Source organism: Micromonospora qiuiae (assembly GCF_016863555.1).
Taxonomy (GTDB): Bacteria; Actinomycetota; Actinomycetes; order Mycobacteriales; family Micromonosporaceae; genus Micromonospora; species Micromonospora qiuiae.
In genome coordinates this window covers 1-14,459 of record NZ_BOPC01000063.1, presented here as the reverse complement: position 1 = coordinate 14,459, position 14,459 = coordinate 1, and the positions used below count along the sequence as shown (strand labels likewise).

10 protein-coding genes are annotated in these 14,459 nt (G+C 71.8%); 7 read left to right on the top strand and 3 right to left on the bottom strand.

Annotated elements, in window-relative coordinates; translation table 11 throughout:
- Nucleotides 1-181: 181 nt before the first annotated feature.
- On the bottom strand, nt 182-2,029 hold the full coding sequence (gene ilvD / locus Vqi01_RS21595; protein WP_204036652.1) for a dihydroxy-acid dehydratase: 1,848 nt from the start codon (nt 2,027-2,029) through the stop codon (nt 182-184).
- A 109-nt stretch (nt 2,030-2,138) separates the two neighbouring features.
- Between ilvD and Vqi01_RS21590 the strand changes: the two genes are divergently transcribed.
- From Vqi01_RS21590 to serA, 5 genes are all read left to right on the top strand, one after another.
- On the top strand, nt 2,139-4,514 hold the full coding sequence (locus Vqi01_RS21590) for a putative bifunctional diguanylate cyclase/phosphodiesterase (RefSeq protein ID WP_204036651.1): 2,376 nt from the start codon (nt 2,139-2,141) through the stop codon (nt 4,512-4,514).
- Nucleotides 4,515-4,693: 179 nt separating this feature from the next.
- Nucleotides 4,694-6,556, top strand: coding sequence for an acetolactate synthase large subunit (locus Vqi01_RS21585; protein WP_204036650.1), 1,863 nt, complete (start codon nt 4,694-4,696; stop codon nt 6,554-6,556).
- On the top strand, nt 6,556-7,071 hold the full coding sequence (gene ilvN / locus Vqi01_RS21580) for an acetolactate synthase small subunit (protein WP_204036649.1): 516 nt from the start codon (nt 6,556-6,558) through the stop codon (nt 7,069-7,071). Before Vqi01_RS21585 ends, ilvN begins: the two co-directional genes overlap by 1 nt.
- Nucleotides 7,072-7,190: 119 nt before the next feature.
- Entirely contained in the window at nt 7,191-8,204 is a 1,014-nt protein-coding gene (ilvC, locus tag Vqi01_RS21575; protein ID WP_204036648.1) for a ketol-acid reductoisomerase, read from the top strand.
- A 385-nt stretch (nt 8,205-8,589) separates the two neighbouring features.
- Entirely contained in the window at nt 8,590-10,188 is a 1,599-nt protein-coding gene (gene serA / locus Vqi01_RS21570; protein WP_204036647.1) for a phosphoglycerate dehydrogenase, read from the top strand.
- A 65-nt stretch (nt 10,189-10,253) separates the two neighbouring features.
- Here serA and Vqi01_RS21565 read toward each other — a convergent pair whose 3' ends face one another.
- Both Vqi01_RS21565 and Vqi01_RS21560 read right to left on the bottom strand, forming a co-directional pair.
- Nucleotides 10,254-10,613, bottom strand: a complete 360-nt coding sequence (locus Vqi01_RS21565) for a hypothetical protein (protein ID WP_204036646.1) — start codon at nt 10,611-10,613, stop codon at nt 10,254-10,256.
- Between the two features lie 318 nt (nt 10,614-10,931).
- Nucleotides 10,932-11,777, bottom strand: a complete 846-nt coding sequence (locus Vqi01_RS21560; protein WP_204036645.1) for an FAD:protein FMN transferase — start codon at nt 11,775-11,777, stop codon at nt 10,932-10,934.
- Between the two features lie 214 nt (nt 11,778-11,991).
- Here Vqi01_RS21560 and Vqi01_RS21555 point away from each other — a divergent pair, with 214 nt between their 5' ends.
- Together Vqi01_RS21555 and Vqi01_RS21550 are read left to right on the top strand one after the other, a co-directional pair.
- Nucleotides 11,992-13,023 carry a 3-isopropylmalate dehydrogenase gene (locus Vqi01_RS21555; RefSeq protein ID WP_204036644.1) on the top strand — a complete coding sequence of 344 codons (1,032 nt, stop codon included), beginning with the start codon at nt 11,992-11,994 and terminating at the stop codon, nt 13,021-13,023.
- 235 nt (nt 13,024-13,258) lie between these two features.
- Nucleotides 13,259-14,356 carry a branched-chain amino acid aminotransferase gene (locus Vqi01_RS21550; protein WP_204036643.1) on the top strand — a complete coding sequence of 366 codons (1,098 nt, stop codon included), beginning with the start codon at nt 13,259-13,261 and terminating at the stop codon, nt 14,354-14,356.
- Nucleotides 14,357-14,459 lie beyond the last annotated feature (103 nt).

The following is a 14,459-nucleotide window of genomic DNA, read 5'->3' as shown; positions in this document are numbered from 1 at the left end:
TCGCGGAAGCAAAGCCTGGCCGTTGCTGGTGGCCGGGCGGGGCAAGCGCCGGTGGGCAGCCGGAGTCAGCATTGCTGTCTGGATGGCCAGTGGTGCTTGCGGGTGGTCGCCAGGAATGTGCTCCAGGCGGTGAAAGGTGAGGCCGGGGCCGTGAGGGGCACGGCCCCGGCCGGCTACCAGGTCACTCCGGCACGCGGCGGTAGGCGCCGTCGCTGGCGGAGGTGGCCATCGAGGCGTACGCGCGCAGCGCGGCGGAGACCGGGCGCTGGCGGTCGACCGGGGTGTAGGGGCGGTCGCGCTTCTCCTGGGCGACGCGGCGGGCGTCCAGCACGTCGGCCGGCACGTTCAGCTCGATCGAGCGCGCCGGAATGTCGATGACGATCTCGTCGCCGGGCTCGACCAGGGCGATCAGCCCGCCGGAGGCGGCCTCGGGGGAGACGTGCCCGATGGAGAGCCCGGAGGTGCCGCCGGAGAACCGGCCGTCGGTGAGCAGCGCACAGGACCGGCCCAGCCCTCGACCCTTCAGGAACGAGGTGGGGTAGAGCATCTCCTGCATGCCGGGGCCACCCTTCGGCCCCTCGTAGCGGATCACCACCACGTCGCCGGGGACGATCTCCTTGGCCAGGATGGCGGTGACGGCGTCGTCCTGCGACTCGTAGACCTTCGCCGGGCCCCGGAAGGTCAGGCACTCCTCGGGCACGCCGGCGGTCTTCACCACGCAGCCGTCCGGCGCGAGGTTGCCGTGCAGGATGGCCAACCCGCCGTCGGCGGTGTACGCGTGCTCCCGGTCCCGGATGCAGCCGCCCGCGGCGTCGGTGTCCAGCGACGACCAGCGGTTGGTGGTGGAGAAGGGCTCGGTGGTGCGCACCCCGCCAGGCGCGGCGTGGAACAGCTCGATCGCCTCGGGGGTGGCCGAGCCGCCGCGCACGTCCCAGTCGGCGAGCCAACGCTCCAGCGAGGGGGCGTGGACCGCGTGCACGTCCCGGTGCAGCAGGCCGGCGCGGTCCAGCTCGCCGAGGATGGCCGGGATTCCGCCGGCCCGGTGCACGTCCTCCATGTGGTACTGCGGTGAGTTCGGGGCGACCTTGGCCAGGCACGGCACCCGCCGGGAGATCTCGTCGATGTCGGCGACGGAGAAGTCCATCTCGGCCTCGCGGGCGGCGGCCAGCAGGTGCAGGATCGTGTTGGTCGACCCGCCCATCGCCACGTCGAGCGCGATGGCGTTCTCGAACGCGGCCCGGGAGGCCACCATCCGGGGCAGCACGGAGGCGTCGTCGTGGTCGTACCACCGCTTGGCGATCTCCACGGCGGTGCGGCCGGCCTCGACGAAGAGCGACCGGCGCGCGGCGTGGGTGGCCAGCGTCGAGCCGTTGCCCGGCAGCGCCAGCCCGATCGCCTCGGTGAGGCAGTTCATCGAGTTCGCGGTGAACATGCCCGAGCAGGAGCCGCAGGTCGGGCAGGCGGAGCGCTCGATGGCGCCGAGCTGTTCGTCGGTGACGGCCTCGTTCGAGGACGCGATCATCGCGTCGATCAGGTCGATCTTGGAGTGCACGACGCCCTCGACCGCCACCGTCTTGCCGGCCTCCATCGGGCCGCCGGAGACGAACACGGTCGGGATGTTCAGCCGCAGCGCGGCCAGCAGCATCCCCGGGGTGATCTTGTCGCAGTTGGAGATGCAGACCAGGGCGTCCGCGCAGTGCGCGTTGACCATGTATTCCACCGCGTCGGCGATCAGCTCCCGGCTGGGCAGGGAGTAGAGCATGCCGTCGTGGCCCATGGCGATGCCGTCGTCCACGGCGATCGTGTTGAACTCCCGGCCCACCCCGCCGGCCTCGGCCACCGCGTCGGCCACCAGGCCGCCCATGTCCTTGAGGTGTACGTGACCTGGCACGAACTGGGTGAAACTGTTCGCGATGGCGACGATCGGCTTACCGAAATCGTCGTCGGTCATCCCGGTGGCCCGCCACAGGGCCCGGGCACCGGCCATCGTCCGACCGTGCGTGGAGGTCTTCGACCGCAGCTCAGGCATGGATACCAGTCTGGCACGCCGAACTCGGAGCGGATCGACGAGCGGTACATGTCCCACCAGTTGCGCATCCGATCCCCACGGGAAGCGCTCATCCGGCAAAGTTGGGGGCGTGCACCCACCCCCGGGCATGATCGGCGCCGCGGCGCTGAGCGCGTTGGTCGCCCTCGCGGCCGGCGTACTACTGATCGCCGCCGCCCGACGCCGGGCCGGACCCCATCGCCAGGCGTACGCACTGCTCGCCGTCGCCACGGCGGTCGCCCTGTTCACCCTGCTGACCGGGCTGGTCGTCGCCCTGAGCAGGAGCGGGCACTGGCCGCACGAGCCGCCGCAGGGCATCGGGGTGGCGAGCGTGGTCGCGCTCGGCGCGGCCGTCAGCGGTCTGCTCTTCTGCCTCGGCCTGCTGCGGATGCCCGGGGTGACCGGCTCGGCGGGTTCGGCCGCCCGGCTCGCCCTGGACGGTGTGATCCTGGGCACGGCGCTGTGGTTCGTCGGTTGGGTGCTGTTCTCCGAGCCGACCCGGCTGCTCGGCGACGCCACCCCGGCGGCCTGCCCGGCGATCCTGCTCGCCTCGGTCAGCGCGGCGTTGAGCACCGGCCTCGCCGCCATCATGGTCTTCCGGGTCTCGGCGCCCCGGCGCGGCCTCGCCGTGCTGGCCGCCGGCACCACTGTGGCGACCTGCGGCGGGCTCTGCCTCGCGGCCGGGCTCTGCCAGGCCGGTCCGGTCGTGACCTCGATCAGTGCGCTCGCCCTCGCCGGGGGGCTGCTGGCCGCCGCGCTGGCCGGGCGCCGGATCGACCCGCCCGGTCAGGTCGCCGTCGACGTGATCCGGCACGACGGTGAGTGCGGCCTCGTCTCGATGGCCGCGCTGGCCGGTTCGGCGATCTACCACCTGCTGCAGGGCGGCCGGTTCGACGCGCTGGGCGTCGTCGCCGGCAGCGTGGAAGGGTTCGCCCTGGTGGCCCGGCAGTACCTCACTTTGCACGAGGCCCGCGCCTACGCCCGGCGGCTCGCCGAGCGAGAGGCGCACTTCCGCGAGCTCGCGCACACCGACGCGCTCACCGGCCTGGCCAACCGGCGTGGGCTGTTGCGGGCGCTGCACCGGTGCGCCGAGGCGGGCGGGCCCTGCGTCCTGCTCAGCCTCGACCTGGACGGCTTCAAGCACGTCAACGACATGCGCGGCCACGACGTCGGTGACGCGGTGCTGGCCGAGGTCGGCCAGCGGCTGCGCGGCAACCTGCGCCCCGGCGACGTGGCCGCCCGGCTCGGCGGGGACGAGTTCGCGGTGCTCATGCCCGGCGGCCCGACCGAGGCGGGCGCGGTCGCCGAGCGGCTGCTGGGGGTGCTCGCCGGTGGCTACGAGCAGCCCGAGGGCGCGCTGTTCCTCTCGGTCAGCATCGGGCTGGCCGGATGGGCCGAGGCGCCGGACGTGGAGCTGCTGCTGCGGCACGCGGATCTCGCGCTGCGCTACGCCAAGCAGCGCGGCAAGAACCGGATCGAGCGGTACGACGGCGCCTACGACCGGCTGCTGCGCCGGCGCACCACGCTGGAGCACGAGATGCGCGGCGCGATCGAGCGCGACGAACTGCGCCTGGTGTTCCAGCCGGTGGCCTCCCTGCCGTCGGTACGCCCGGTCGGCGCCGAGGCGCTGCTGCGCTGGCACCACCCCGAGCTGGGCAACGTCCGTCCCGACGAGTTCATCCCGCTGGCCGAGGAGTGCGGGATGATCGCCAAGCTCGGCGCCTGGGTGCTGCACCAGGCGTGTCACCAGTTGTCCCGCTGGCTGGCCGAGGGGCACGACGTCTGGGTGTCGGTCAACGTCTCCCCGCGCGAGCTGCACGCCCCCGAGTACGTGGTCCAGGTCGCCGAAGCGCTACGCGCCCACCACGTCCCGCCGCAGCGGCTGGTCCTGGAGGTGACCGAGCACGCGGTCGCCACCGACCTCGACGAGCTGATCCGGCGGCTGACCGCGCTGCGGCTGACCGGCGTACGGATCGCCCTGGACGACTTCGGGGCCGGCTACTCCTCGCTGGGGCAGCTGCGCCGCCTGCCGATCGACATCCTCAAGATCGATCACGGGCTGGTGGCCGAGCACGAGCCGGTGCGGCCGGTCGGGCGTGACGGCCCGGCCTTCGCCCCGATGGTCGACATCGTCATGCGGCTGGGGCACCAGTTCGGTCTGGAGGTCATCGCCGAGGGGGTGACCACCCGCACCGAACTGGCCGCGGTGGTGGCCGCCGGTTGCCGGTTCGGCCAGGGCGCGCTGTTCGGCTGGGGCGTACCGGCCGAGCACCTGGAGGCGATGCTGGAGGCGGCCACCTCACCGGGCGCCCGGCCGCGTCGACCGGCGCCCGGCCCGCGCCCGGGCGAGAGGGCTGCCGAGCAGGTCACGCCGGGTACGGTCGGCGTGCCGGCCCGCGACGCGCCGAGAACGGTGGACCAGAATGTGGGATCAGTTGACTCATCGCGTGAGATGCGTCAGTCTTGAGGCCATGTCGTCGTACCGGTCGCTGCGAGTACTTACCTGAGCGCGCTCTCCCTGCCTGAGAGTGCGCTGGCCCCGTGCATATGGCACGTGGGCTTTTTTGTTGCCGTCGAACCCATCGGACGCCTCGCCCGCGTCCACAGTGTGAGCAGCCCCACCAACTCCAGCCGAAGGCCAACGTCATGACGAGACCCACGCCAGAGACCCTCGCCCATTCCGCCCGGCGGGCCCGTACCGCCGCCGAGGCCCCGGGTGACACTGACCACATCCGCCCCGCCGCCACGCCGGTACGCCCTGCCCCGGCCCAGGTCTCGGGCGCCGGTTCGCTGGTCCGCTCGCTCGAGGCGCTCGGCGTCGACGTCGTCTTCGGCATCCCGGGCGGCGCGATCCTGCCGGCCTACGACCCGCTCTACGACTCGTCCGTCCGGCACATCCTGGTCCGGCACGAGCAGGGCGCCGGCCACGCGGCCACCGGCTACGCGCAGGCCACCGGCCGGGTCGGTGTGTGCATCGCCACCTCCGGGCCGGGCGCGACGAACCTGGTCACCCCGATCGCCGACGCGCACATGGACTCGGTGCCGCTGGTGGCGATCACCGGTCAGGTGGCCCGCCCCGCGATCGGCACCGACGCCTTCCAGGAGGCGGACATCCAGGGCATCACGCTGCCGATCACCAAGCACAACTTCCTCGTGCAGGAGGCCAGCGAGATCCCGCGGGTGCTGGCCGAGGCGTTCCACCTGGCCTCGACCGGCCGGCCCGGCCCGGTGCTGGTGGACATCCCCAAGGACGTGCTCCAGGCGCCGACCACCTTCACCTGGCCGCCCACCCCGGATCTGCCCGGCTACCGGCCCACCCTGCACCCGCACGGCAAGCAGATCCGCGAGGCCGCGCGGCTGATGAGCAGCGCCCGGCGCCCGGTGCTCTACATCGGCGGCGGCGTGCTCAAGGCCGGCGCCACCGAGGGCCTGCGCAAGCTGGCCGAACTGACCGGCATTCCGGTGATCACCACGCTGATGGCGCTGGGCGCGTTCCCCGACTCGCACCGGCAGCACCTGGGCATGCCGGGCATGCACGGCACCGTCGCCGCGGTCTACGGCCTGCAGAAGGCCGACCTGATCGTCGCGCTGGGCGCCCGCTTCGACGATCGGGTCACCGGCAAGCTGGACTCCTTCGCACCGGACGCCACGGTGGTGCACGCCGACATCGACCCGGCCGAGATCGGCAAGAACCGGCACGCGGACGTGCCGATCGTCGGCGACGCCCGGCACGTGATCGACGAACTGCTCGCGGCGGTCACCGCCGAGCGCGCGGCCGGGCGCAGCGCCGACCTCGCCGACTGGTGGACGCAACTGGACGACCTGCGCGAGCGGTACCCGCTGGGCTACGAGGAGCAGCCCGACGGCAGCCTCTCCCCGCAGTACGTGATCAAGCGGTTGGGGGAGATCGCCGGGCCGGACGCGATCTACGTGGCCGGCGTCGGCCAGCACCAGATGTGGGCCTCCCAGTTCATCTCGTTCGAGAAGCCGAAGACCTGGCTCAACTCCGGCGGCCTCGGCACCATGGGCTACGCGGTGCCGGCGGCGATGGGGGCCAAGGTCGGCAAGCCCGACGCGGTGGTCTGGGCGGTCGACGGCGACGGCTGCTTCCAGATGACCAACCAGGAGTTGGCCACCTGCGCGCTGGAGGGCATCCCGGTCAAGATCGCAGTCATCAACAACGGCAATCTCGGCATGGTCCGCCAGTGGCAGACGCTCTTCTACGACGAGCGCTACTCCAATACCGACCTCGGCACCCACAAGCACCGGATTCCGGACTTCGTCAAGCTCGCCGAGGCGCTCGGCTGCGTCGGGCTGCGCTGCGAGAACGCCGAGGATGTCGACAAGACCATCGAGGCGGCAATGTCGATCAACGACGCGCCCGTGGTGATCGACTTCGTGGTCGGCAAGGACGCCATGGTCTGGCCGATGGTCGCCGCCGGCACCAGCAACGACGAGATCATGTTCGCCCGCGGCGTCCGCCCGGTCTTCGACGAGGATGACATTTGATGACCATGCACACGCTTTCCGTGTTGGTGGAGAACAAGCCGGGCGTGCTGGCCCGGGTCTCCGGGCTGTTCTCCCGGCGCGGCTTCAACATCGACAGTCTCGCCGTCGGTGAGACGGAGAACCCGGACGTCTCGCGGATCACGATCGTGGTCAACGCCGAGGCCTCCTCGCTGGAGCAGGTCACCAAGCAGCTCAACAAGCTGGTCAACGTACTCAAGATCGTTGAGCTGGATCCGTCGACCTCGGTCGCCCGGGAGTTGCTGCTGGTGAAGGTGCGGGCCGACCGCACCGCCCGCAGCCAGGTGCTGGAGACGGTCAACCTGTTCCGCGCCCGGGTGGTCGACGTGGCCTCCGACACCCTCACCATCGAGGCCACCGGCACCGCCGACAAGCTCGACGCGCTGCTGCGCGACCTTGAGCCCTTCGGCATCAAGGAAATGGTCCAATCGGGCCTGGTGGCGATCGGACGCGGTTCGCGTGCGATCACTGCCGGTCCGGCGCTGCGGGCCGCCTGACCCGAACCACCGGCTCGCGGCTCGCGGGCTGTCCATCCAACCGCAGGCCCGGCTTTACCGGCCGCCTGATTCACACGGCCACGACGGGCCGCCGCGGCCGCCGTACGAAAGGGAAGTCAATGAGCGTTGAGGTGTACTACGACGACGACGCCGACCTGAGCCTGATCCAGGCGAAGAAGGTCGCCGTGATCGGGTACGGCAGCCAGGGCCACGCCCACGCGCTGTCGCTGCGCGACTCCGGCGTCGACGTGGTGATCGGCCTGCCGGAGGGCTCGAAGAGCCGGCCGAAGGCCGAGGAACAGGGCCTGCGGGTGCTCACCCCGGCGGAGGCGGCGGCCGAGGCCGACGTGATCATGGTCCTCGCGCCGGACACCGCGCAGCGCCACATCTACGCCGAGTCGATCGCGCCGAACCTCAGCGAGGGCAAGGCGCTGTTCTTCGGGCACGGCTTCAACATCCGGTACGGGTTGATCAAGCCCCCGGCCGGTGTGGACGTGGCGATGGTCGCCCCCAAGGGCCCCGGTCACCTGGTCCGCCGGCAGTACGTCGACGGCAAGGGTGTGCCCTGCCTGGTCGCCGTCGAGCAGGACGGCAGCGGCAACGCCTTCGCGCTGGCCCTGTCGTACGCCAAGGGCATCGGCGGCACCCGCGCGGGCGCGATCAAGACCACCTTCAAGGAGGAGACCGAGACCGACCTCTTCGGCGAGCAGGCGGTGCTCTGCGGCGGCGCGTCGGCGCTGGTGCAGGCCGGCTTCGAGGTGCTCACCGAGGCGGGCTACGCCCCCGAGGTGGCCTACTTCGAGTGCCTGCACGAGCTGAAGCTCATCGTGGACCTGATGTACGAGGGCGGCATCGCCAAGATGCGCTACAGCATCTCGGACACCGCCGAGTACGGCGACCTCTCCCGTGGCCACCGGGTCATCGACGCCCGGGTCAAGGAGGAGATGCGCAAGATCCTCAGCGAGGTCCAGTCCGGCGAGTTCGCCCGCGAGTGGGTGGCCGAGGACGAGGCTGGCCGCCCCAATTTCAGCAAGTGGCAGGCCGAGGGCGCGGCGCACCCGATCGAGCAGACCGGCGCGAAGCTGCGCGGCATGATGAGCTGGGTGGACCGCCCGATCACCGAGACCGCCTGATCATCGCGGCCGCCTGATCTTCCGGGCCGGTGGCCCGTGACCCGACGCTCTCCCCAGCGGCAGGTCACGGGCCACCGTCATGTTCCGCGACAGTTCCGTAGGGCGCGTCCTTCCCGTTGTAAGAGGTGACGGCAAGGCGGCCGGAATCGGGCCGATCAGGTGGTGGGCGCCACTCGTCGCATCGATGAACCGGGGATGACAGGCGGGCGACGGGGCCGTGTGAGGGCACTCACCCCGCACTCCGGAGCGCGTCGGGCGGCCCGCGCCCTACGATCGCGGGTAGGTGTTCCAGCCGGCACCTGACGGCCATGGCACGGATCAGCGCGGGACGCAGCGCGGCGACCCGACGCCCAGACCGCTCGCATACCAGCGTCTACGAGGACCAATGACTCCTGTCGTACTGATCGCCGAAGAACTCGCTCCCGCCGCCATCGAGGTGCTCGCCCACGACTTCGACGTCCGGCACGTCGACGGCACCGACCGCCCGGCCCTGCTCTCCGCGCTCTCCGAGGCCGACGCCGTCATCGTCCGCAGCGCCACCCAGATCGACGCCGAGGCGATCGCCGCCGCGCCGCGTCTGAAGGTCGTGGCCCGCGCTGGTGTGGGTCTGGACAACGTCGAGGTGCCGGCCGCCACCGCCCGCGGTGTCATGGTCGTCAACGCACCCACCTCCAACATCGTCTCCGCCGCCGAGCAGGCTGTCGCCCTGCTGCTCGCAGTCGCCCGTAACACCGCCAGCGCCAGCGCCGCACTCAAGGCGGGGGAGTGGAAGCGGTCGAAGTACACCGGGGTGGAGATCCAGGGCAAGACCGTCGGTGTGGTCGGCCTCGGTCGCATCGGCGTGCTGTTCGCGCAGCGCATCGCCGCGTTCGGCACCCGGCTGATCGCGTACGACCCGTACATCCAGCCGGCCCGCGCCGCGCAGCTCGGGGTGCGCCTGGTCGGTCTCGAGGAGCTGCTGCGGGAGAGCGACTTCATCTCCATCCACCTGCCGAAGACCCCGGAGACCGTCGGGCTGATCGGTGAGAAGGAGCTGTCCATCGTCAAGCCGGGCGTGCGGATCGTCAACGCCGCCCGCGGCGGCCTCGTCGACGAGCAGGCCCTCGCCGACGCGCTGGCCGAGGGCCGGGTCGGCGGCGCCGGGGTGGACGTGTACGCCAAGGAGCCCTGCACCTCCTCGCCGCTGTTCGCCTTCGACAACGTGGTGGCCACCCCGCACCTGGGCGCCTCCACCGCCGAGGCGCAGGACAAGGCGGGCCTGGCCGTGGCGAAGAGCGTGAAGCTGGCGTTGCAGGGCGAGTTCGTGCCGGACGCGGTCAACGTGCAGGCCGGCGGTGTGGTCGCCGAGGACGTCCGCCCGCTGCTGCCGCTGGCCGAGAAGCTCGGCCGCGCCTTCACCGCGCTGGCCGGCGGCGTCGCCGCCAGCGTCACCGTCGAGGTACGCGGCGAGATCGTCGACCACGACGTCTCGGTGCTGAAGCTCGCCGCCACCAAGGGCCTGTTCAGCTCGGTGGTCGAGGAGCAGGTGACCTACGTCAACGCGCCGCACCTGGCCGCCCAGCGCGGGGTCGAGGTCGCGCTGGCCACCCAGACCGAGACCGTGGAACACCCGGTCCTGGTCACCGTACGCGGCGCGCTGCCCGACGGCCGCACGGTCAGCGTCTCCGGCACGGTGACCCATGCCGGCACCCGGGACATCATCAAGCTGACCGAGGTGGACGGCTTCGACGTGGAGATAAGCGCCGAGGGCATCCTGCTCTTCCTGCGCTACGCCGACCGTCCGGGTGTGGTCGGCACCGTCGGCACCCTGCTCGGTGAGGCCGGCATCAACATCGCGGCGATGCAGGTGGCCCGCCGGGAGGCCGGTGGCGAGACGCTGATGACCCTCACCGTCGACCAGGCGCTCGGCGCCGACCTGCTCACCTCGGCTGCCGACTCCATCGGCGCGATCGCGGCCAGCGCGGCCAACCTGCGGGACGAATAGTCCACGCACGACTGTGGGGGGCCCGACCTTGTGGTCGGGTCCCTTGTCGTTTCGGGACGCTCGGTTCAGCCAGGCATTCGGGCGGACGGCGGCGGGTAGACCGAGCCGTCCTGGGCGTCGAAGAGCATCAACCGACACTCGCCGGCCAGCCCTTCGATGTCGAGCAGCACCTGATCGGGGCAGCCCGGATCCAGCTTCAGTTCTATATGGTCGGCCGCCGTGTGCAACGGCAGGACCGCCCAGGGGCTGCCTGGGCCGGCCGGCCGGTCGGGGTACCTGGCAGTGATCGCCCGGTAGAAGGCCACCAGCCGCGGGTCCGGTTGGCGCTCGCTGTGCTGGCCCTGCCGGCACCGCTGCACCGCCGCTCGCACATCCTCGGGCGTCGCCCCGTCGGTCAGAGCCCACACGCTCAGATCGAAACTCACGGCGGACAGCGTGCCATCCACGCTCTGCCTTGTCGAAAACGCCCCTGCCACAGGCCGAGCCAGGGGTGATGTATCGGTGCCGTGGTGTCCCGTGTGGAACCCTTGCCGTGAAACACGTCGATTCGATAGCGTACGGAGGCGGTTGCTGGCCGTGCCCGTGGCGCTGGCCCGTCTTCGGGTGGCGAGGTTGACGCCCCGGCCGACCGGCCCGCACCCCTCGATTGCGCGAGCCACGCGCACTCGTCGCTGACCGGCCTCCACGGTCGTTGCCGCGGCCGTGGGGGCCGATCGCTGTCCCGCCCTCGACCTGCCGGCGACTCAGCGGCGGGCGGCCAGCAGCGCCTGGTAGTCGGCTCCCGGGCCGAACCAGGCCAGTCCCGCCGGGCCGGCGGCGTAGAGCGCGGTGGCGTAGGCGTCGGCCACCGCCAGGTCGGGCCCGACCACGGTGGCGGCGACCAGTTGATCGGCCGGCTCACCGGTGTGCGGGTCCACCACGTGTCCCTGTCGGCCGGTCACCCCGGAGGTGCCGATCGCGCCCGCGGTCATCTCCAGCACCAGTGGCGTCCGCCGGCGATCAGTCGGGTGGTGTATCGCGACCCGCCACGGACCGCCGTGCGCGGCGTGGCCGCGTACCACCAGGTCGGCGCCGGTGAGCACGGCGTAGTCGTGGATGCCGGCGGCGCGCAACCGGGCCGCTGCCCGCTCGACCGCCCATCCGCCGAGCAGGCCGCCGGGGTCGAACCCGCCGGGCACCGCCCAGGCGTCGAACCAGCCGTCGGTGGCTGCCCGCATCTCGGCGCACCGGTCCACCAACTCGGCCAGCGGTGGGTAAGACTCCGGACTGATCTCGCCCCGGCGCAGCCGGGACACCAGACTGTCCGCGCGGGTCGGGCCGTAGGTGAGGTCGATCGCCCGCAACTCGGCCACCGCGTCGCGCAGCGCCTCGCCGGCTCCCCGCCGGCCCACCCACTCCGGGGCGTTCAGCAGCAGGGTGTACTCAGCGGTCGAGGTGTGCACCGTGTGCCGGACGGCGATCCGGTCCCCGGCCACCAGGCCGGACCGGTCCGGACGACGGTCGCGGGTGCCCAGCCGCAGGTCGGGTCGGCGGTAGCGGAATGTCGTCGGGTTCACCCAACGGGTTCGTGGCTGCTCGTCGGTCCACATCGCGTCACCCTCCCTCGGCGCTCCGCCACGTCGTCGTGGTGGTCGCCCGGGCCGGTCGGCCCGTCCAGGATCACGTTAGGCAGCGGAAATGACCGCACCATGAATGCCTGCTGGGAAGCTGCTGTGCATTCGGTTTCCCGAAAAGTGGAACATCCGTACCGGGACGCGGGACGGAAGCGTACGGTCGAGCCACACGAGCGAAGGAGCTGACGACGTGGCACGGATCGCGGTGGTGGCCGGGGACGGGATCGGGCCCGAGGTGGTCGCGGAGGCCCGCAAGGTCATTGACGCGGCGGTGCCGGGGGTCGAGGCGACCGAGTACGACCTCGGTGCGGCACGTTACCACCGCACCGGCGAGGTGCTGCCCGACTCGGTGCTGACCGAGCTGGCCGGGCACGACGCGATCCTGCTCGGCGCCGTCGGCGACCCGACCGTCCCGCCCGGCGTGCTGGAGCGGGGCCTGCTGCTGAAGCTGCGCTTCGCCTTCGACCAGTACGTCAACCTTCGGCCGTCGCGGCTCTGGCCGGGCGTGGCCAGCCCGCTGGCGACCGTGAAGTCCGGCGAGGTCGACCTGGTGGTGGTCCGGGAGGGCACCGAGGGGCTCTACGCGGGGGCCGGCGGCACGCTGCACCGGGGCACCCCCGCCGAGATCGCCACCGAGGAGAGCCTGAACACCCGGCACGGGGTGGAGCGGGTGGTCCGCGACGCCTTCACCCGAGCCCGGCGACGTGAGCGGCGCAAGGTGACCCTGGTGCACAAGACCAACGTGCTCACCCACGCCGGCTCGCTGTGGGCCCGCACCTTCGAGGCGGTGGCCGCCGAGCACCCCGACGTGACCACCGAATACCAGCACGTCGACGCCGCCGCGATGTTCCTGGTCACCCAGCCCCAGCGCTACGACGTCGTGGTCACCGACAACCTGTTCGGCGACATCCTGACCGACATCGCCGCCGCGGTCACCGGCGGGATCGGGCTGGCCGCCAGCGGCAGCATCAACCCCGACGGGACGTACCCGTCGATGTTCGAGCCGGTGCACGGCTCCGCGCCGGACATCGCCGGGCGCGGGGTGGCCGACCCGGTCGCCGCGGTGCTCTCCGGCGCGCTGCTGCTCGACCAGCTCGGGCACGCCGACGCGGCGGCCCGGATCACCGCCGCGGTCAGCGCGGAGCTGGCCGGTCGCGGCCCGGAGGTAAGCCTGCGCACGGCCGAGGTGGGTGACCGGATCGCGGCCCAGGTAGCCGCCTGAGTCACCTCGCGCCGCCGCCCGGTCTGCCCTCCGAGCCAGCGCGCCGGGCGTGCGCTGCCGAAGCGCCGGTTCTCCGCTGGCGCGGTGGCGTTCCGACCCGTGGGCTTCGCACCGGTCGTCGTCTTCCTACCCACTGGTCGACCTTCCCGCTGAACGACCGTTCGGGGTAAATTTCTGACACATAAGTTTTCGGTGTGCGTCGGCGCATGCCGTGGTCCTCAGGGAGGTCAGCGCGATGAGCGGTGGTGACAAGCTCGACTTCGAGATCCGTCCGAATCCCGCGCCGGTATCCGTCGCCGATCGGGCCGCTCTGCTGGCCAATCCCGGATTCGGTCGGGTCTTCACCGACCACATGGTCACCATCCGCTACGCCGACGGCAAGGGCTGGTACGACGCCCGCGTCGAGGCGCGCGCGCCGATCCCGATGGATCCCGCCAGCGCGGTGCTGCACTACGCGCAGGAGATCTTCGAGGGAATGAAGGCGTACCGCGCGGCCGACGGCGGGGTGACGATGTTCCGCCCGTACGCCAACGCGGCCCGCTTCAACACCTCCGCCGCCCGGATGGCGATGCCGGCGCTGCCCGAGGAGACCTTCGTCGACTCGCTGCACCGGCTGATCGAGATCGACCGCGAGTGGATCCCCGACGGCGAGGAGGGCAGCCTCTACCTGCGGCCGTTCATGTTCGCCAGCGAGGTGTTCCTCGGCGTCCGGCCGGCCAACGAGTACCTCTACGCGGTCATCGCCTCGCCGGTGGGGGCGTACTTCGCCAGCGGGGTGCGGCCGGTGGCGGTCTGGGTCTCGCCCGACTACACGCGAGCCGCGCCGGGCGGCACCGGCGCGGCGAAGTGCGGCGGCAACTACGCCGCCTCGCTCGCCGCCCAGGCCGAGGCGGCCGAACACGGCTGCGAGCAGGTGGTCTTCCTGGACGCGGTGGAACGCAGGTTCGTCGACGAGTTGGGCGGGATGAACGTCTTCTTCGTCTACGACGACGGCTCGCTGGCGACCCCGCCGCTGACCGGCACCATCCTGCCCGGCATCACCCGGGAGTCGGTGCTGACCCTGGCCACGGCGGCCGGGCACCAGGTGCGGGAGCAGCCGGTGAGCTTCGCCGAATGGCAGGCCGACGCCGCCAGCGGCCGGCTCCGCGAGGTCTTCGCCTGCGGCACCGCCGCCGTGATCACCCCGATCGGACAGGTCCGTTTCCCTGACGGGGAGTTCACCGTCGCCGACGGCGAGCCCGGCCGGGTCACCATGGCCCTGCGTCAGCAGCTCGTCGACCTGCAGCGCGGCAAGGCCGCCGACCCCCACAACTGGGTCCACCGCGTCCTCTGAGGTGTGTGTAAGGAAGGGCCCCTTCTTAACGCATAGCGTAGAGAAGGGGCCCCTTCTTAACACCCTGGCGGGCCGCGCGTTCAACGCGCTGGCGGTCCGCGCG